Here is a 17,319-nt window from a genome sequence, read left to right as displayed (position 1 = left end):
ACGTCTTTGTTAATTGACTGCCTTGGCAACCATTGCCAAGGCATCGACATGCCTTTCTATGCCGACTCCGAGTTCGCACCCGATATTTCGATCGGCTATCTGATCCGGCGCGCGCACCAGCTTGGCGGCGTGGCGATGGAACCGGTGTTCGCGGCAGAGGGGCTGACGGGCATCCAATGGTCCGCGCTCGTCTCGATCTTCTTCGGGCGCGGGGTCACCGCCGCCGACCTTGCCCGCGATCTGGGCCATGACAAGGGCGCGATGACCCGGCTGGTCGATACGCTGGAGGAGCGCGGCTGGATCACCCGGCAACGCACGCCCGAGGATCGTCGCTGCGTGAAGCTGGCGCTGACCGGGGAGGGCGAGGCGGTGGCGCTGCGGTGCAAACGGCACGTCGTGGCCTGCTGGAATACATGGCTTGCCGACTGGTCGGAGGCGGAGGTGCAGATGATGATCTCGTTGCTCCAGAAGCTGCGCGGCACCCTCGCCGTCGCGGCCGGGGCACCCTGCGCATGACCCGCGCAGTGTTGGCCGCGGCACTGATGGTCGCCGGTTGCGCCGCCCCCGCGACCCGGCAGGCGGTGGCACCGGTCGCCCCGGCCGCGCTGGGTCTCACCGGGCAGGGCCTTACCGGGCAGGGACCGCAGCTGGCCGCCGACTGGTGGCGTGGCTTCGGCGATCCGCAGCTCGACACGCTGGTGGCGGACGCGGTCGCGGGGAACCCCTCGCTCGACAGTGCGATCGCCCGCGTCGCGCAGGCGCAGGCGGTGTTGTCGACGCGCCGGGCCGATACCGGGCCGCAGGTCACGCTCGATGCGCAGGGCCAGATCGCCCGGCTCAGCGGTCGCTACACCATCCCGCCGCCCTTTGCGGGATCGACCCGCTTCATCGGCACCGCGCTGGGCAACCTCAACTGGAATCTCGACCTGTTCGGGCGCCAGCGGGCGGCGATCCGCGCGGCAGAGGCGCAAGGGGCGGCGGCCGTGCTGGACCTAACCGCCGCACGACTGGCGCTGTCCGCCTCGGTGGTATCGACCTATCTCGATCTCGTCCGGGCCGAGGCACAGGGCCGCATCGCCGAACGCACCATCGCCACGCGGGCCAGCTCGCTGCGGCTGATCGATGTGCGTATCCGCAACCGGCTGGCCAGCGAACTCGACCGGCAATCGTCGGTGACGCTGCTCGCGCAGGCGCAGCAGGCGCTGGTCCGCGCCCGCGCGGCGGCGGTGCTGGCCAAGAACGCGCTGGCCGCGCTGGCGGGGCGCGGGGTCGATTATCCCGCCACGATCCGGCCGACCATGCTGCGGCTCGACGCCGCGCTGCCGCTGCCCGCCACGGTGCCCGCCGACCTGCTGGCGCGGCGCGCCGATATCGCCGCCGCGCAGGCCCGGATCGCGGCGGCGGCCGCCGGCAAGCAGGTCGCGCAGCGTGCCTATTACCCCAACATCAACCTCGCCGGGCTGGCCGGCCTCCAGGCGGTCGGGATCGGCAACCTGCTGTCGCTCGACGCCGGCAGCCTGGGGGTGGGTCCGGCGATCAGCCTGCCGCTGTTCGACGCCGGTCGCCGCCGCGCCGATCTGGCGGGCGCCAGCGCCGCGCTCGATCTCGCCACCGCCGATTACAACGACCGCGTCGTCGGTGCGGTGCGCGAGGCGGCGGACGCGATCGCGCAGATCGGCGCGGCCGAGGCGGATCGGGTGCAGCAGCGCGCGGTGGTGCGCGGCTATGCCGAAACCAATCGCCTGAACGCCATCCGCGTGGCCAGCGGGCTCGACAGCCGGCTCGACCTGATCGACAACGACATCCGCATCCTCGCCGCCGAACAGGCCGACGCCGATCTTGCCGCCGATGCCGCACAGGCACGGGTCCGGCTGGTGCTGGCGTTGGGCGGCGGCTTCGATGCTTCCCGGGACATGAACCGATGACCGATACCCGCGCCCCTGCGGCACCCGACACGCCGCCATCGCCCCCTGCTCCACCGGCACCGCCCGCCGGCAATCCGCGCGCGCGCAAGCGGGGGCTGATGCTGCTCGGCCTCGTCGTGCTGATCGCCGCGATCGTGTGGGCGGTGTTCCACTTCCTGCTGGCGAAACCCGAACAGGAAACCGACGACGCCTATGTCGCGGGCGATGTGGTGTCGATCACCGCACGCGATCCCGGCACGGTGCTGGCGATCCATGCCGACAACACGCAGATGGTGCGCGCCGGCCAGCCGCTGATCGACCTCGACGCCGCGACCGCCGATGTCGGCCTCGCGTCCGCCGAAGCCGATCTGGCGCGCGCGGTGCGATCGACGCGGACCAGCTTCGCCGCCGTGAACGAAACCGGTGCGGCGGTAGCGCAGGCCGAGGCGCAACTGGCCGAGGCGCGCGGCGATCTGGTACGCCGGCAGGGCGCGGCGGCGCAGGGCGCGGTGTCGGGCGAGGAACTGGCCCATGCGCAGGATCAGGTCCGTGTCGCCGCCGCCACCCTCGCGCTCACCCGCAGCCGGCAGGCGCAGTCGCGCAACACCGTGCAGGGCACCACGGTCGACACCAATCCGCAGGTACTGGCTGCGATCGCCGCCTATCGCCGTGCCGCGATCACGCTGGGCCACATGCACGTCGCCGCGCCGATCGCCGGCATCGTCGCACAGCGCACGGTGCAGATCGGGCAGCAGGTGGCGGCGGGTACGCCGCTGATGGCGGTGGTGCCGCTCGACCGGCTGTGGGTCGACGCCAATTTCCGCGAGACGCAATTGCGCGACCTGCGCATCGGCCAGCCCGCGACGGTGACGGCGGACATGTACGGCGATGACATCGTCTATCACGGCCGCATCGTCGGGCTGGGCGCGGGATCGGGCAATGCCTTCGCGCTGCTGCCACCGCAGAACGCCAGCGGCAACTGGATCAAGATCACGCAGCGGGTGCCGGTGCGGATCATGCTCGATCCCGCCGAACTGCGCGCCAATCCCTTGCGCGTCGGCCTGTCGGTCGCGGCGACGGTGGATACCGCCGACACGTCGGGCACCCGGATCGGGCAGCCGGGGCGACAGGCCTATGCCGGGCTGAAGACCGCCGCCGGCGACCCGCAGGTCGAGGCGCGCATCCGGCAGATCATCGCGGCCAACCGCTGATGGCCGCTCCCGCCGCCACGGGTGCGTCGCCCGCCCCGCTGGCCGGCGGCGCGCTGGCGCTGACCGCCTTCGCGCTGGCGCTCGGCACCTTCATGCAGGTGCTGGACGGCACGATCGCCAACGTGTCGCTGCCGACGATCGCGGGCAATCTGGGCGTATCCAGCGACAATTCGACCTGGGTCGTCACCGCCTTCGCGGTCGCCAACGGGGTCGCGGTGCCGCTGACCGGATGGCTGATGGGCCGGTTCGGCGTGGTCAGGACCTTCTGCACCTCGGTGATCCTGTTCACCATCGCCTCGTTCCTGTGCGGGATCGCGTGGGATCTGCCGTCGCTGATCGCGTTTCGCGTGTTGCAGGGCGCGGTATCCGGCCCGATGATTCCCGGCAGCCAGGCGCTGCTGATCGCGATCTTTCCCTCTGACAAGCGATCGACCGCGCTCGGCATCTGGTCGATGACGACGCTGGTCGCGCCGATCATGGGGCCAATCCTGGGTGGCTACATCTCCGACAATTACCACTGGAGCTGGATCTTCCTCATCAACGTGCCGTTCGGCCTGTTCTGCGGCTTCGTCAGCTGGCGCGGGCTGAAGACGCGTGAAACGCCGACCCGCAAGCTGCCGATCGATCAGGTCGGGCTGATCCTGCTGGTGGTCTGGGTCGGCGCGCTCCAGATCGTGCTCGATCTCGGCAAGAACGACGACTGGTTCGCGTCCGAACGCATCGTCGTCTGCGCGGTGATCGCCGCGATCGGCTTCGTCGCGTGGCTGATCTGGGAACTGACCGACGCCAACCCGGCGGTGAACCTGTCGCTGTTCAAGAGCCGTAACTTCGCGATCGGCACGCTCGCCTTCTGTCTCGGCTATGCGGTGTTCTTCGCCAACACGCTGCTGCTGCCGCTCTGGCTGCAGGCGCAGATGGGCTATACCGCGACCTGGGCGGGGCTGGTGGCGGCGCCATCGGGCGTGGTGGCCGTGCTGCTGACGCCGTTCGTCGCGAAGATGAGCGGCAAGATCGACGCGCGCATCCTGGCGACGGTGGCGTTCGCGTCGTTCGGCCTCTCCTATTACCTGCGGTCGGGCTACACCACCTATGCCAGTTTCCAGGACCTGATGCTGCCGCTGCTGGTGCAGGGCATCGCGATGAGCACCTTCTTCCTCGCGATGCTGACGATCTCGCTCGATCGCATTCCGCCCGAACGGCTGCCTTCCGCCAGCGGCATCTCCAACTTCGCGCGGATCACCGCGGGCAGCTTCGCCGCCTCGCTCATCACCACCGCGTGGGACCGGCGCGAGGCCCTGCACCAGAGCCACCTGTCGGAGGCGGTCGGCACCGGCATGCCCCTTACCATGGCGCGCGACGCACTGGTGCGGATGGGGTTGACCGACACGCAGGCCGCGGGGGCGATGACGCGGCAGATGGTCGGGCAGGCCTATCTGCTCGCCTCGACCGACCTGTTCCGCCTGTCGGCATGGCTGTGCCTCGCGCTGGTCGTCATCGTCTGGTTCACCCGTCGCCCCAGTGCGCCGAGCGGCCCCGTCGCGGCGGATTAGACGCCTAGTCCGCGTCCGGCCCGAGCGACGGGTCGAGATCGCGCGGGCGGGTGAAGCGGGTCAGCGTCGCCATGCCCCGGTCCGCCTCGTTCCACCGGCCCGGCAACGTCATCTGCGTCACGCTGCCGGTCGGATATTTCGCCTCGATCGCATCGCGGAAGGGATTGCCGTCGTCCGGGGTCAGCAGCAGCGCCAGATCCTCCAGACCGGGGTTATGCCCGACCAGCAGCACATGCCCCGCCATCTCCGGCAGTTCGTGGACGATATCGAGCAAGGTCGCCGCCGAGGCGAGATAGATGCGCCGGTCCCATTCGGCCGCCAGCGACCCGCCATAGCCGTCCTCGATCTGGGCCAGCGTCTCGACCACGCGCACCGCGGGCGAAGCGACGACATGGTCGAACGCATAGTCGGCCTGGCGCAGGTGCCGCCCCATCGTCCGCGCCGCCTTGTGCCCCTTGGGGTTCAGCGGACGATCGAAATCGCGGGCGACGGGGTCATCCCAACCCGACTTGGCATGGCGGAGCAGGGTCAGCGTCTTCATGGGCTCTCCGTCAGCCGGGCAGGTTTTCCTCATGCCCGATGCGCGGGGCCATGGAAAGCCGTGCCGCCACCCGTTCGACCGCCTCGTCCAGCGTCACGCGCGTAATCGGCACGCCCGGCGGGAACGCGGTCAGCAGGCGCGACGGCATCGCCGCCGACAGCAGCACGAATGCGCCGCGATCGTCGGCACGCCGGATCAGCCGCCCGAACGCCTGGGCCAGCCGCGCCCGCACGATCCGGTCGTCATAGGCGGAGCCGCCCCCGGCCAGCTTGCGCGCGGCGTGCAGCACGGTCGGCTTGGGCCATGGCACCCCCTCCATCACCACCAGCCGCAGCGAGCGGCCCGGCACGTCCACCCCGTCGCGTAGCGCATCGGTGCCGAGCAGGCTGGCGGCGGGATCGTCGCGGAAGATATCGACCAGCGTGCCGGTGTCGATCGGATCGACATGCTGCGCGTGGAGCGGCAATCCCTCGCGCGCCAGCCGGTCGGCGATGCGGCCATGCACGCCGCGCAACCGCCGGATCGCAGTGAACAGGCCCAGCGTGCCGCCCCCGCTCGCCACGATCAGCCGGGTATAGGCATTGGCGAGGCTGCCGATATCGCCGCGCTTCACGTCGGTGACGATCAGCACCTCGGACTGTCGGGGATAGTCGAACGGACTGGCCGCCTCGAACCGCATCGCCGCGCGGGCCAGATGCGGCGCACCGCTGCGCGCCTCCGCCACCGTCCAGCGCTCCTCGGCATCGGTGCCGCCACCGGTCAGCGTCGCGGAGGTGACGAGCGCGCCGTGCGCCGGTTTCAGCACGATCGCCGCGAACGGCCGGGTGGGATCGAGCCAGTGGCGATGCAGCCCGATATCGTAATCGCGCCCCTCCACCCGGTCGACCGCCAGCCAGTCGACGAAGTCGGGATCGATCGGCCCGCCGACCCGTGCCAGCAGCGCCAGCCATGCCGCCACCGTCTCCGCGCGCCAGCCGGTGGAGGCGATCGCCCCCTCCACCCGCGCCCGCGCCGCCGCGTCCAGCCAGTCGGGCGCTTCCGCCAACACCGCTTCCAGCCGCCGCCCCAGCGCCACCAGCGGACGCAGCAGCGCATCGAGCGCGTGCGCGGCGGGGGCGGCCGCCTCGATCAGTTCGGGGGTCGGCTCGGCGAGTTCGGTTTCCAGACCGTAGCCCGCGTCTCCCGGCTGTTCGGCGCGGGCATAGGTTAGGCCGCGCACCGCCGCGAGCAGCGTTTCGATCGGTCCGAACGGCTGCCCCTCCGCCAGTCGCCCGATCCAGCCGTCGGACGCCAGCGCCTGCGCCGCCTGCACCGCATCCGCGATCGCGCGCGCCCCGCCCTCGTCGTAACTGGCGACGTCGGACAGGCGCGCCTGCAACCCCCGCCGCCGCCCGCGCCCGCCCGCCTCCGGCCCCAATATCCAGCGGCGCAGCTCGATCGTCTCGCTACCGGTCAGGGCGGTGGCGAACATCGAATCGGCGGCGTCGAACAGGTGATGCCCCTCGTCGAAGACATAACGCGTCGGCCGCGTCGCCAGTTCGCGCCCCCGCGCGGCGTTCACCATCACCAGCGCATGGTTGGCGATGACGATATCGGCATCCGCACTGGCGCGCGCGGCATGTTCGATGAAGCATTTGCGGTAATGCGGGCAGCCGGCATAGACGCACTCGCCGCGCCGGTCGGTCAGCGCGGCGGGGCCGTTGCGCCGGAACAGCGTCGGCAGCCAGCCGGGCAGGTCGCCGCCCACCATGTCGCCGTCCTTGCTGTATGCCGCCCATCGCGCGACCAGTTGCGCCAGCACCGCCGCCCGGCCGGCGAAGCCGCCCTGCAACGCATCTTCCAGATTGAGCAGGCACAGGTAATTCTCGCGGCCCTTGCGCGTCACTACCCGTTCGGCGCGCAGCACCGGATCGGGATAGACGCGCGCCGTCTCCGCCGACAGCTGGCGTTGCAGCGCCTTGGTATAGGTGGATATCCACACCGCCCCGCCCGCTGCCTGCGACCACAGACTGGCCGGCGCCAGATAGCCCAGCGTCTTGCCGATCCCAGTTCCTGCCTCCGCCAGCACCAGATTGGGCGCATCGCGCATCGCGCGCGGGGCGAAGGCGGCGGTGACGGCGGCGGCATAGGCGCGCTGCCCCGGTCGCTCCTCCGCCGTCCCGCCGGTCAGTTCGGCCAGCCGCGCCTCGGCGGCACCGGGCGCGATCTCCACCGTGCGCGGCGCAGGGCGCGGCGGCGCCTCCTCCCATTCGGGCAGCTTCGAAAACAGCCAGCGTTCGTCGACCGTCGGCTTCGCCACGCGCGGGCCGATCACCGGCCCCCATGGCCAGCGCAGCCGGGTCAGCGACTGCGCCACCGCCCATGCCCCCTCCCGCTCCGGCCAGTGCCCCGCCGGCACGGCGAGCAGCGCGGCGGTGGCTTCCAGCAGAAACGCGGCGACATCCTCGTCCCGTTCGGGGGGTGACAGGTCGACGGCGCGGGCGAGGCCGGCGGGGGTCGGCACCGCGAAGCGCGCCGGATGCAGGAACGCGAACAGTTCGAGCAGGTCCAGCCCCGACAGTTCGGCATAGCCCAGCCGCTGCCCGATCAGCGGTGCGTTCAGCAGGATGACGGGCGTATCCGCCGCGATCCGGATCGCCTCCCCCCGGCCGACGCCGCGCGATCCGTCCGCCGTCGCGATCCAGATGCCGCCATGGCTGGCGTGGAGGGCAGGATAGGGCAGCATCACGCCATTTAGAGCGGAACGAAAGCGATACGCCACTGAATTACGACACCGGTCGCCGTCCGGCGATCACGAAATCGGCTCAAACGAAAAAGGCGCCCGGGTTTCCCCGGGCGCCTTTCCGATCCGGGCCGCGCTTGGGAGCGGCCGGAATCTTACCGGCAACCGTCGTGGATCAGAGACCGTTCGACAGGTTGGTGTCCGGATCGTTGGTGCGCATGTCCTCTGCCTGATTCTGGCCGGTCGCGCGCACGGCATCCGCCTGGTTCTCGAGCGCGTCCTCACCTGCTTCGGTGGTGGCGTTATCGGCGGCCTCTTCGAGGTTGTCGGCGACCGCCTCGGTGTTCGACTCGATATTGTCCGCCGCCTGTTCGGTGGGGCTCGTGTTGCAGGCGGACAGCGAGATCAGGCCGGCTGCGATACCGAGAGCGAACGTCTTCTTCATCATAATGTATCCCTGTTCCGAATGGCCGGAAAACCAAGAGGTACCAAATCCCGGCGGCCGGATTGGTTCCCGCCCGCCGAAATAATTTTTGGCGGATTTGCGCTTCGGTCCCCAAGGCGGCAGAGGCAGGGGCATCATGACCGATACAGACCTGCGCACCGCCGCCCACGATTCCAAGGCCTGGCCTTACGAGGAGGCACGCAAGCTTCTCAAGCGCTATCCGAACGGCAAGCCCGCCAGCGACGGCAAGCCCGCCCCGATCCTGTTCGAGACGGGCTACGGCCCCTCAGGCCTGCCGCATATCGGCACCTTCAACGAAGTGCTGCGCACCACGATGGTCCGCAACGCCTTCCACGCGCTCAGCGACCAGCCGACCCGGCTGATCGCGTTCAGCGACGACATGGACGGCCTGCGCAAGGTGCCCGACAATGTGCCCAACGGCGACATGCTCCGGACACATCTCGGCAAACCGCTGACGCAGATCCCCGATCCGTTCGGCACGCACGACAGCTTCGCCGCGCACAACAACGCCCGGCTGCGCAGCTTCCTCGACCAGTTCGGCTTCGACTACGACTTCGCCTCGTCGACCGAATATTATACCGGCGGCCGGTTCGACGATGCGCTGCGGCTGGTGCTGCGCCATTATCAGGGCATCATGGACGTGATGCTGCCGACGCTGCGTGCGGAACGGCGCGAGACCTATTCGCCCGTCCTGCCGATCAGCCCGAAGACCGGCATCGTGCTGCAGGTGCCCGTCGAGGTGCTGGATGCGGACGCCGGCATGATCGCCTTCACCGACGACGATGGCGAACGCATCGTCCAGTCGGCGCTGGGCGGCCTGTCCAAGCTGCAATGGAAGGTCGACTGGGCGATGCGCTGGGTCGCGCTCGGCGTCGATTACGAGATGGCGGGCAAGGACCTGATCGATTCGGTGACGCAGTCGTCGAAGATCGCCCGCGTGCTGGGCGGCCGCCCGCCCGAGGGGTTCAATTACGAGATGTTCCTCGACGAACACGGCCAGAAGATCTCGAAGTCGAAGGGCAACGGCCTGTCGATCGACCAGTGGCTCACCTACGGCCCCGACGAAAGCCTCGCCTTCTACGCCTATCGCGAACCCAAGAAGGCCAAGCAGCTCCACATGGGCGTGATCCCGCGCGCGGTGGATGAATACTGGCAGTTCCGCGGCAATTACGCGGGCCAGGACCTCAAGCAGCGGCTGGGCAATCCCGTCCACCACATCCATGACGGCAAGGTGCCGGACGAGACGTTGCCGGTCACGTTCGGCCTGCTGCTCAATCTCGCCAGCCTGCCCGGCGTCGGCGACGCCAAGACGATGTGGGCGTTCCTCCATCGTTACGATCCCGCCCTGTCGGCGGAAACCCACCCCGCGCTCGACAAGCTGATCGGCTATGCGGTCGCCTATGGCCGCGATTTCGTCGCGCCGACGCTGAACCGCCGCGCGCCGACCGCATCGGAAGCACAGGCGCTGCGCGAACTGGACGCGGCGCTGGCCGGCGAGGACGGCGTCGCGCGCGAGGGTGAGGACCCCGCCGTCACGCTGCAGAACCACGTCTACGAAATCGGCAAAGCGCATTACGGCAAGGAGGCGCTGCGCGACTGGTTCAAGGTGCTGTACGAAACGCTGCTGGGATCGGAACAGGGGCCGCGCATGGGCAGCTTCTTCGCGCTCTACGGCATCGACAATTCACGTCGGCTGATCGCCGAAGCGCTGGCGAAGGCGGATTGATCCCCCTGCCGCGCCCCACCCTGTCCCTGTCCAAAATCCTCAAAGGTGAGGCGGCGGGCGGGATCGTGCTGATCGTGGCGGCGGCGCTGGCGATGCTTGCCGCCAACCTGCCTGCGACGATGGCGGGCTATGCCGCGCTGCTCCACGCCCCGGCCGGGCCGCTGACGATCCACCAGTGGATCGACGACGGGGCGATGGCGCTGTTCTTCCTGCTGGTCGGACTGGAGATCAAGCGCGAGCTGCTGGTTGGGCGCCTCGCCACCCCGGCGGCCCGGACGCTGCCGTTCATCGCGGCGGCGGCGGGGATGGCGGTACCCGCTTTGGTCTATCTGGCGGTCGCGGGGGGCACCCCGGGGCTGGCGCGCGGCTGGGCGATTCCGGCGGCGACCGACATCGCCTTCGCGGTCGGGGTGATGGCGCTGCTCGGCCCGCGTGTGCCGGCGTCGCTCAAGGTGTTCCTGACGGCGGTCGCGGTGGTCGACGATATGGGCGCGGTCGCGATCATCGCACTGGCCTATAGCCACGGGCTCGATGCGTTCGCCCTCGCGGCGGCGGCGGGGTTACTGGCGCTGATGGCGGCGCTCAACCGGCGCGGCGTCACCGCGCTGACGCCCTATCTGCTGCTCGCCGCCCTGCTGTGGGTATGCGTGCTGCGATCGGGCATCCATGCCACCGTCGCCGGCGTGCTGGCGGCGTTCGCGATCCCGCTTTCCGCGCGGGACGGCGGCCGGTCGCCGCTCGTCAGGCTGGAACATGCGCTGGCGCCGTGGATCGCGTTCGTGGTGGTGCCGCTGTTCGCCTTCGCCAATGCCGGCGTCACGCTGGGCGGGATCGGGCTGGCGACCTTTGCCGAACCACTGGTGCTGGGCATCGCCGCCGGACTGTTCGTCGGCAAACAGGCGGGGATCATGGGCAGCGTCTGGCTGGCCGACCGGTTCGGCCTCGCCCCCCGACCGGACGGCGCGTCGTGGCGGCAGGTCCACGGCATCGCGCTGCTCGGCGGCATCGGCTTCACGATGAGCCTGTTCATCGGCCAGCTCGCCTTTCCCGGCGATCCGCTGCTCGGCGACCGGGTGAAGCTGGGCGTGCTGGCGGGATCGCTGCTGGCAGCCGGGTGCGGCTATCTCCTTCTGCGCCGTGCCGCCAGTAACGGGGCCAGTGACTGGATCGGTGACGAGGCCGGCGACGCGGAGCACCCGCAGATTTGATCCACGGGTGCTACCGCTTCGTCAGAACTCGTTCCAGTCATCCTCGGAACGGACCATTGCCGGGATGGCGGCGGCGGGCAGCGGCCGGACGGGCGAGGCATAGGCGATCTTCTGCGCCATCGAAGGCCGTGCCGGGGTGGCCGGGCGATGCGAGGCAGCGGACTCGCCGATCTTGAAGCGATTGGCCTGTTCCGAGAGATGGCTGACCTCACCCGCCAGATTGCGCGCAGCAGCGGAGGTTTCCTCCACCATCGCGGCGTTCTGCTGGGTCGACTGGTCCATCGTCCCGATCGCCGAGGATATCTCCGTGATCGCCGCCGACTGCGCCTGATTGTCCGACGCCATCGTCGCCAGCAGTTCGTGGACCTGCGCCACGTCGCCCGAGATGTTGGCCAGCGCCGCGTCGACCTTGGTGACCGCCTCGACCGCGGTGACGATGTCGGTCTGCGTCACCGTTAGCTGGTCACGTGCCCGCTTGGCTTCTTCCTCGGCGCGCATCGCGAGGGCGGAAACGAGATCGGCCACCACCGCAAAGCCACGGCCGGCATCACCCGCCCGACCGGCCTCGACCGCGGCGTTCATCGCCAGCACCCGGGTCTGGAACGCGATCTTATCGAGCCCCTCGATCACCGAATCGATGCCCTTGGCGCTGTCGCTGACGCGACCCATCGCCTGCACCGCCTCGTCCGCCACCGCGCGGCCACCACCGACCGTCGCGATCGCCTGATCGGCGCGCTCCACCGTCCGCACCGCCGCCATGGCGGACGCACGCAGGCGGCCATCCATCTGCGTCACCGACGCAGCGGTTTCCTCCAGCGACGCGGCGTTGCTCTCGGTACGGCGCGCCAGGCTTTCCGATGCCTGCGCGATCTCGCCCGAGCCGGTACGGATCGCGGCCGCGCTTTCCGCCACTGCGCCGGTCAGGTCGCGGATCGCGTCGACCGCATCGTTGAAGTTGTCCTTCAGCACCGCATAGTCGGACGGCAGATCGGCCTCGATCCGCGTCGTCAGGTCGCCGCTGCGCAGCTTGGCGAGATGGTTGCCCAGCAGCGTCACGACCGCCGCCTGCGCCGCCGCATGGGCCTGATTGGCGACCGCGGTGTCGCGGAACGTGAACATCGCCTTGGTCATCCGGCCGACGCAGTCCTGATATTCGGTGAACGCGATCGGCGATGCCAGATCGCCCGCGGCCAGCCCCTCCATGCGGACGACGGTGCCGACATAGGAATCGCACACGCCCCGCCGCATCGCCAGGCCGGCGACCACGACGATCGCCATCAACGCCAGCGTGACGCCGAATCCGACCCAGGGATATCCCGCCAGTGCCGATCCCAGTCCGATCAGCGCCGCCGCCGCCACCGATGCCGCCATCGTCATCACGACGACCGCCATCTTCTGCCTGATAGGTGCAACACGGGTAAACCAGTCCATCACATGATCCTCACCATCACGACACGGATGGGTCATGCACGTGCCGGCTCCTGCCGGTCGCGTCGAACATCCCATTCGCCAGCCATCAATGAGAGCAATTGTAGGCTGGAAAGAACCGCTATGGTCACATCGCGGTAAAATCAGTGATTTAAGCCCGTCGCAGCCTGTGCGGGGACCGGTCTGCACCGGTAGGGAGATATGGTGCGGCCAAGAAGACTCGAACTTCCACGGGCTTTCGCCCACAACGACCTCAACGTTGCGCGTCTACCAATTCCGCCATGGCCGCCCATGTCATGCACGCCGGATCAGACCCGGCGGCTGGTAGGCGAGCGCCCCTAGCAGAGGGTATCCGGCCCGGCAATGCCCGATCGGCGAAACCGTGCCACATTCTCGTTTTCAGTTCTCGCCTGCGAAGCTTAGTTCCAGCCGCCGCGACGTGGTCGGCACGTCCAGCTTGGCGGAATTGAAATCGATCGCCCCGCCCGGCGCCAGCGTCCGCCGTTCCGGCGTGATCGTCCAGCTATAGACCAGCTTGCCCTCCGCATCGCGCAGTTGCGCGCGGATATCGGGGATGCGTTGCAGCGTCGCGGAGGGGTTGAGCACCTGCCCGCTCACCGCGAACAGTTCCGATCCATTCTCCAGCTCGCGCCGCTCGATCGGATTGTCGCGCAGCCGCAGCGGCGATTCGCCCGGTCCGAACGACAGGCCGAACTGCGACGCGAGGCCCGGCGCCCCCGTCCACAGGATCGCCGCCACCGCCGCCACCATCGCCAGCCCGGCCAGCACCGCCAGGATCGCCCAGCGTCGCGCCGGGCGTCGCCGCCGCCGTGGCGGCACCGCCACCGGCAGCGGGTAGGAACCCGACGCGCCGATCGCGGCGACCCGCCCGCCGCGCGACGACTCCTCGGCATCGTCCCAGCCCTCGTTCCCGGTTGCCGGCCCCATCTCCGGCACCATGGCGGCGGGAGCGGCCGGGGCGGGCTCAGGCTCGGCCGGGGGGGCGTCGGCCGGCGGCAACGCATGGTCCGCGCCCAGTTCCAGTTCGGTGTCGGGCAGCGCCTGGAACCAGCTGTGCCGGCAACTGGCGCAACGCACGGTCCGCCCTTCCAGGCCGATCGCGGCATCCGGCACCAGATAACGGGTGCTGCATTCGGGACATTCGAGGATCATCGGGCGGGGTGCATGGCTCACGGAAAGGGCCATGATGGCCGTTCGCGCCATGATGTGCCACGCGGCCTCGGCGCGTGGCAAGCATCAAGCGCGCCGCCATGCTTGAAGCGCAGCCCCGCCCGTGCGAAGGCTGGCGCCATCCATGACGACGATCGTGCAGTTCGAGAATGTCGGCCTGCGCCATGCGACGGGTACGGAACCGGCGCCCGGCGCACGCCCGGTGCCGGCCATGGTCGCCCCGGACGATCCTGGGTCAGCCGCTGACACCGCGCCCGAGGTGCTGGCCGACATCACCGTCTCGCTCCACGCCGGCGTCTTCTATCTGCTCACCGGCCCCGGCGGCGCGGGCAAGACCTCGTTTCTCGATCTGCTCGGCCTGGTCCGCCGGCCAACCCGCGGCACGCTGCACCTGTTCGGCGAGGAGGTGACGGCCCTGCCGCGCGACCGGTTGCCGGCCCTGCGCCGTCGCATCGGCATGGTCCATCGCGACGGCCGGCTGCTGCCCCATCTGTCGGTGGCGGAGAACGTCGCGCTGCCGCTGCGGGTCGCCGGCCTGCACCCGGACGGGATCGACCGCGCGGTGGCGGGGATGCTCGCCCGCATCGACATGGCCGACCATGCCCATGCCTCGCCCGCCGCCCTGTCGGCAGGCGCGCGGCAGCAGGTGGCGATCGCGCGCGCCTTCGTCGCCCGCCCCGCGCTGGTCGTCGCGGACGAACCGGCCGGCATGGTCGATCCCGCCGCCGCGGACCGGTTGCTGGTCCTGCTCGGCACACTGGGCGATGATGCCACCACGGTCGTGATGGCGACGCATGACAGCCGGTTGTTCACCCGCCTGCCCCGCGCACGGATGCTGCGACTGGACCGGGGGCGGCTGCACGATCCCGCCGCCCGGCCGCCCGCCGCCATCCCCGATCCCGCCCCACCGGTGCCGGCATGACGCCGGGGCCCGCGTGGTTTCCCACCGAGGCGCGCGGCGATCGGGCCCTCGCGGCGCTGCTGGCGATGCTCGTCTTCGTGGCGATCGTCGCCACCGGGTTCGGGCTGGGCATCGCCGGCAGCGCCCGCATGTTCGACCGGCAGCAGGCCGGCCGGCTGACGGTGCAGGTACCCGCCGCCGCCGCTGATCGCGCGCTCGGCCTCCTGCGCGCCATGCCGGGTGTCGTGCGCGCCACCCCGGTCGATCCCGCCACGCTGCGGCGCCTGTTGCGGCCCTGGCTGGGGGAAGACGCCGCCGGGCTGCCGATCGCCGCTCTGATCCCCGCCATGATCGACGTCGATCTGGACGATGCCGCCGCCCTGCCCGCGATCGAGCGCCGGCTGCGCGGCGCGGTCGCGGTGATCCGGATCGACCGGGCCGATCGCTGGCTGGCCCCCGTCGCCGGATTGCTGCGCCGGTTGCAGTGGGTCGCCGCCGCCCTCGTGCTGCTACCGGTGGTGGCGATCCCCGTGATCGCCGGCCGGGCCATGCGGCACGTCCTGATGCGCCGACATGATACGATCGCGGTGATCCACGCACTCGGCGCCACCGATCGCCAGCTGGCGGCCCCCTTCCGGTGGCGGATCGCGGGCACGGTGCTGGCGGGAGCGGCGATCGGCGGCATCGGCGCGCTTGCGATGCTGGTCCCGGTCGACGCCGCGGTCGCCACGCTGGGGTCGGACCTGATCGCCGGTGCCGCGCTTGCCCCGCGCGACTGGGCGGTGCTGGCCGCGCTGCCGGTCGCGCTGGCGGCGCTGGCGATCGCGGCGGCTTGGCGTGCGGTGGCCGCCATGCTGGGGCGGCTGGCGTGATGCTGCGCTTGCTGTCCCTGCTGGTGCTCGGCTGGTGCTTCGGGTTCGTCGCCTTCACCGTGTCGCTGCCCGGCCCGCTGGAGAACAACACCAGCGACGCGATCGTCGTCCCCACGGGCGGGCCGGGCCGCATCGATCGCGGCCTTGCGATGTTGCAGGCGCATCAGGCGCGGCGGATGCTCGTCACCGGGGTCGGGCCGGGGGTGCGGCCTCGCGATCTCGCCCATACCTATCATGTGCCGCGCGCCCTGTTCGCCTGCTGCATCGATCTGGGCGCGGAGGCGGTCGACACCCGTTCCAATGCGGAGGAGACCGCCGCCTGGGTCCGCAGGCACGATTACCGCGTCGTGCGGCTGGTTACCTCGGACTGGCATCTGCCCCGTGCGCGGATGGAGCTGGCCGCCGTGCTGGGAAACCATGTCATCGTGCTGGGCGACGGGGTGCCGGGCACGCCGCGGCTCGGCACGCTGGTCAACGAATATAATAAATTCTTGCTGCGCCGGGTCGCCTTGTGGCTGGGGATCGGATCATGATCGTCCTCATCCGCAATATCCTGTTCGCCGTCGTCTTCTACACCCTGTCGGTGCCGATCGTGCTCAGCACGCCGCTGTCGGCGGCGTTCGGGCGGCGCGCGATGATCCGCCACGCCAGCTTCTGGACCCGGTTCCACGGCTGGACGGTGCGGTGGCTGCTGGGCATCCGCATCCGGGTGGAGGGGGAACGCCCCGCCGGCCCGGTCTTCTATGCCGCCAAGCACCAGTCGATGTGGGAGACGCTGGACCTGCAAAGCCGGCTGGACGGCCCGGCGATCGTGCTGAAGGAGGAACTGGCCCGCCTGCCCTTCTGGGGATGGTCGGCCCGGCGCTACGGCGCGATCGTGGTGAACCGCGAGGCATCGGCGCAGGCGATGCGATCGATGATGCGCGACGCCACCGCCGCCCGCGCCGAGGGTCGCTCGATCCTGATCTTTCCCGAAGGCACCCGTGTCGATCCCGGCGAAAGCCCGCCGCTCAAGCCCGGCTTCGCCGGTCTCTACCGGATGCTGAAGCTGCCGACGGTGCCGATCGCCACCGATATCGGCGTGCTCTGGCCACGGCGCGGGCTGAAGCGGCCGGGGGTGGCGACGTTGCGTTTCGGCACCCCCGTCCCCCCCGGCCTGCCCCGCGAGGAAGCCGAGGCGCGCGTCCATGCCGCGATGAACGCGCTGGAACGCGAGCCGGCCGGACGTTAGCGCGCGGGACCGCCCCTGATGCGATAGGCGCTATCGACGTCGCGCATCCAGCCCGCGCTCGCCACCGTGCCCGTTCCACGCGGGCGCCGTGCCGCCTCCAGGTCGATCGGCAGCGTGAAGCGCAGGCCCGCCAGTCGCGGGTTCGCCCACATAACCTCGGCGGCCAGATCGTCCAGCGTCCCCATCGAGACATAGACGGTCGCGCCGACGATCAGGTCGTTCTGGTTGTCGATGCACGCACCGTGCAGCGAAAGATTGCGGACGCGGCGCTCCAGGCGCATCCCCGCCACGACGATATTCGCGCGGATGATGACGCTGCTGCGCTTGTCGCGACCGTGCAGGGAGTCGTCGTCGTTCATGCCGACTAC

Annotated in this window: 16 protein-coding genes and 1 tRNA gene; 10 read left to right on the top strand and 7 right to left on the bottom strand. The window is 70.2% G+C overall.

Going from position 1 to position 17,319, the window contains the following annotated elements:
* Window positions 1-48: 48 nt before the first annotated feature.
* The 4 genes from ABD719_RS02710 to ABD719_RS02695 are packed head-to-tail and all read left to right on the top strand — an operon-like array spanning window position 49 to window position 4,665.
* Window positions 49-516, top strand: a complete 468-nt coding sequence (locus tag ABD719_RS02710) for a MarR family winged helix-turn-helix transcriptional regulator (protein ID WP_344691818.1) — start codon at window positions 49-51, stop codon at window positions 514-516.
* Entirely contained in the window at window positions 513-1,925 is a 1,413-nt protein-coding gene (locus ABD719_RS02705; RefSeq protein WP_344691817.1) for an efflux transporter outer membrane subunit, read from the top strand. Before ABD719_RS02710 ends, ABD719_RS02705 begins: the two co-directional genes overlap by 4 nt.
* Window positions 1,922-3,115, top strand: a complete 1,194-nt coding sequence (locus tag ABD719_RS02700; protein WP_344691816.1) for an efflux RND transporter periplasmic adaptor subunit — start codon at window positions 1,922-1,924, stop codon at window positions 3,113-3,115. Before ABD719_RS02705 ends, ABD719_RS02700 begins: the two co-directional genes overlap by 4 nt.
* A complete protein-coding gene (locus ABD719_RS02695) occupies window positions 3,115-4,665 on the top strand; it encodes a DHA2 family efflux MFS transporter permease subunit (RefSeq protein WP_344691815.1) in 1,551 nt (516 codons plus the stop codon). Before ABD719_RS02700 ends, ABD719_RS02695 begins: the two co-directional genes overlap by 1 nt.
* 4 nt (window positions 4,666-4,669) lie before the next feature.
* Here ABD719_RS02695 and ABD719_RS02690 read toward each other — a convergent pair whose 3' ends face one another.
* The 3 genes from ABD719_RS02690 to ABD719_RS02680 form a co-directional block, all read right to left on the bottom strand.
* Window positions 4,670-5,206 carry a SixA phosphatase family protein gene (locus tag ABD719_RS02690; RefSeq protein ID WP_344691814.1) on the bottom strand — a complete coding sequence of 179 codons (537 nt, stop codon included), beginning with the start codon at window positions 5,204-5,206 and terminating at the stop codon, window positions 4,670-4,672.
* A 10-nt stretch (window positions 5,207-5,216) separates the two neighbouring features.
* A complete protein-coding gene (locus tag ABD719_RS02685; RefSeq protein ID WP_344691958.1) occupies window positions 5,217-7,931 on the bottom strand; it encodes an ATP-dependent DNA helicase in 2,715 nt (904 codons plus the stop codon).
* A gap of 172 nt (window positions 7,932-8,103) precedes the next feature.
* Entirely contained in the window at window positions 8,104-8,373 is a 270-nt protein-coding gene (locus ABD719_RS02680) for a hypothetical protein (RefSeq protein ID WP_344691813.1), read from the bottom strand.
* A gap of 136 nt (window positions 8,374-8,509) precedes the next feature.
* On the opposite strand from ABD719_RS02680, the gene ABD719_RS02675 reads away from it, so the two are divergent.
* Entirely contained in the window at window positions 8,510-10,120 is a 1,611-nt protein-coding gene (locus ABD719_RS02675; RefSeq protein WP_344691812.1) for a lysine--tRNA ligase, read from the top strand.
* The gene (gene nhaA / locus ABD719_RS02670) at window positions 10,117-11,328 is read left to right on the top strand and encodes a Na+/H+ antiporter NhaA (protein WP_344691811.1); all 1,212 of its coding nucleotides are present in this window, start codon (window positions 10,117-10,119) and stop codon (window positions 11,326-11,328) included. Before ABD719_RS02675 ends, nhaA begins: the two co-directional genes overlap by 4 nt.
* Before the next feature lie 21 nt (window positions 11,329-11,349).
* Here the strand turns inward: nhaA and ABD719_RS02665 are convergent, their stop codons facing one another.
* The 3 genes from ABD719_RS02665 to ABD719_RS02655 form a co-directional block, all read right to left on the bottom strand.
* Window positions 11,350-12,759: a methyl-accepting chemotaxis protein gene (locus ABD719_RS02665; protein ID WP_344691810.1), complete on the bottom strand. Its 1,410-nt coding sequence runs from the start codon at window positions 12,757-12,759 to the stop codon at window positions 11,350-11,352.
* A 199-nt stretch (window positions 12,760-12,958) separates the two neighbouring features.
* Window positions 12,959-13,045: transfer RNA gene (locus ABD719_RS02660), tRNA-Leu, on the bottom strand.
* 110 nt (window positions 13,046-13,155) lie between these two features.
* Window positions 13,156-13,962, bottom strand: a complete 807-nt coding sequence (locus ABD719_RS02655; RefSeq protein ID WP_344691809.1) for an MJ0042-type zinc finger domain-containing protein — start codon at window positions 13,960-13,962, stop codon at window positions 13,156-13,158.
* Window positions 13,963-14,071: 109 nt separating this feature from the next.
* On the opposite strand from ABD719_RS02655, the gene ABD719_RS02650 reads away from it, so the two are divergent.
* Genes ABD719_RS02650 through ABD719_RS02635 form a run of 4 tightly spaced genes read left to right on the top strand, consistent with a single transcriptional unit; the run spans window position 14,072 to window position 16,951 of the window.
* A complete protein-coding gene (locus tag ABD719_RS02650) occupies window positions 14,072-14,869 on the top strand; it encodes a cell division ATP-binding protein FtsE (protein ID WP_344691808.1) in 798 nt (265 codons plus the stop codon).
* Window positions 14,866-15,720, top strand: a complete 855-nt coding sequence (locus tag ABD719_RS02645; RefSeq protein WP_344691807.1) for a cell division protein FtsX — start codon at window positions 14,866-14,868, stop codon at window positions 15,718-15,720. Before ABD719_RS02650 ends, ABD719_RS02645 begins: the two co-directional genes overlap by 4 nt.
* On the top strand, window positions 15,717-16,253 hold the full coding sequence (locus ABD719_RS02640) for a YdcF family protein (RefSeq protein ID WP_344691805.1): 537 nt from the start codon (window positions 15,717-15,719) through the stop codon (window positions 16,251-16,253). The genes ABD719_RS02645 and ABD719_RS02640 overlap by 4 nt, the downstream gene beginning before the upstream one ends.
* A complete protein-coding gene (locus ABD719_RS02635) occupies window positions 16,250-16,951 on the top strand; it encodes a lysophospholipid acyltransferase family protein (protein ID WP_425567091.1) in 702 nt (233 codons plus the stop codon). The genes ABD719_RS02640 and ABD719_RS02635 overlap by 4 nt, the downstream gene beginning before the upstream one ends.
* On the opposite strand, the gene ABD719_RS02630 is transcribed toward ABD719_RS02635, so the two are convergent.
* A complete protein-coding gene (locus tag ABD719_RS02630; protein ID WP_344691804.1) occupies window positions 16,948-17,310 on the bottom strand; it encodes a PilZ domain-containing protein in 363 nt (120 codons plus the stop codon). The two genes, ABD719_RS02635 and ABD719_RS02630, sit on opposite strands and share 4 nt — an antisense overlap.
* Between the last annotated feature and the right edge of the window lie 9 nt (window positions 17,311-17,319).

Origin of the sequence: Sphingomonas cynarae (assembly GCF_039537815.1) — a bacterium.
GTDB lineage: Bacteria > Pseudomonadota > Alphaproteobacteria > Sphingomonadales > Sphingomonadaceae > Sphingomonas > Sphingomonas cynarae.
The sequence above is the reverse complement of the archived record's forward strand: the minus strand, read 5'-3'. Positions and strand labels throughout refer to the sequence as shown.

Bases quoted from the DNA above. Each gene is read 5' to 3' on its own strand.
- ABD719_RS02710 (WP_344691818.1), top strand. From the start codon at position 49: ATGCCTTTCTATGCCGACTCCGAGTTCGCACCCGATATTTCGATCGGC.
- ABD719_RS02685 (WP_344691958.1), bottom strand. From the start codon at position 7,931: ATGCTGCCCTATCCTGCCCTCCACGCCAGCCATGGCGGCATCTGGATC.
- ABD719_RS02690 (WP_344691814.1), bottom strand. From the start codon at position 5,206: ATGAAGACGCTGACCCTGCTCCGCCATGCCAAGTCGGGTTGGGATGAC.
- ABD719_RS02700 (WP_344691816.1), top strand. From the start codon at position 1,922: ATGACCGATACCCGCGCCCCTGCGGCACCCGACACGCCGCCATCGCCC.
- ABD719_RS02675 (WP_344691812.1), top strand. From the start codon at position 8,510: ATGACCGATACAGACCTGCGCACCGCCGCCCACGATTCCAAGGCCTGG.
- ABD719_RS02635 (WP_425567091.1), top strand. From the start codon at position 16,250: ATGATCGTCCTCATCCGCAATATCCTGTTCGCCGTCGTCTTCTACACC.
- ABD719_RS02665 (WP_344691810.1), bottom strand. From the start codon at position 12,759: ATGGACTGGTTTACCCGTGTTGCACCTATCAGGCAGAAGATGGCGGTC.
- ABD719_RS02650 (WP_344691808.1), top strand. From the start codon at position 14,072: ATGACGACGATCGTGCAGTTCGAGAATGTCGGCCTGCGCCATGCGACG.
- ABD719_RS02630 (WP_344691804.1), bottom strand. From the start codon at position 17,310: ATGAACGACGACGACTCCCTGCACGGTCGCGACAAGCGCAGCAGCGTC.
- ABD719_RS02705 (WP_344691817.1), top strand. From the start codon at position 513: ATGACCCGCGCAGTGTTGGCCGCGGCACTGATGGTCGCCGGTTGCGCC.
- ABD719_RS02655 (WP_344691809.1), bottom strand. From the start codon at position 13,962: ATGGCCCTTTCCGTGAGCCATGCACCCCGCCCGATGATCCTCGAATGT.
- ABD719_RS02680 (WP_344691813.1), bottom strand. From the start codon at position 8,373: ATGAAGAAGACGTTCGCTCTCGGTATCGCAGCCGGCCTGATCTCGCTG.
- ABD719_RS02645 (WP_344691807.1), top strand. From the start codon at position 14,866: ATGACGCCGGGGCCCGCGTGGTTTCCCACCGAGGCGCGCGGCGATCGG.
- ABD719_RS02695 (WP_344691815.1), top strand. From the start codon at position 3,115: ATGGCCGCTCCCGCCGCCACGGGTGCGTCGCCCGCCCCGCTGGCCGGC.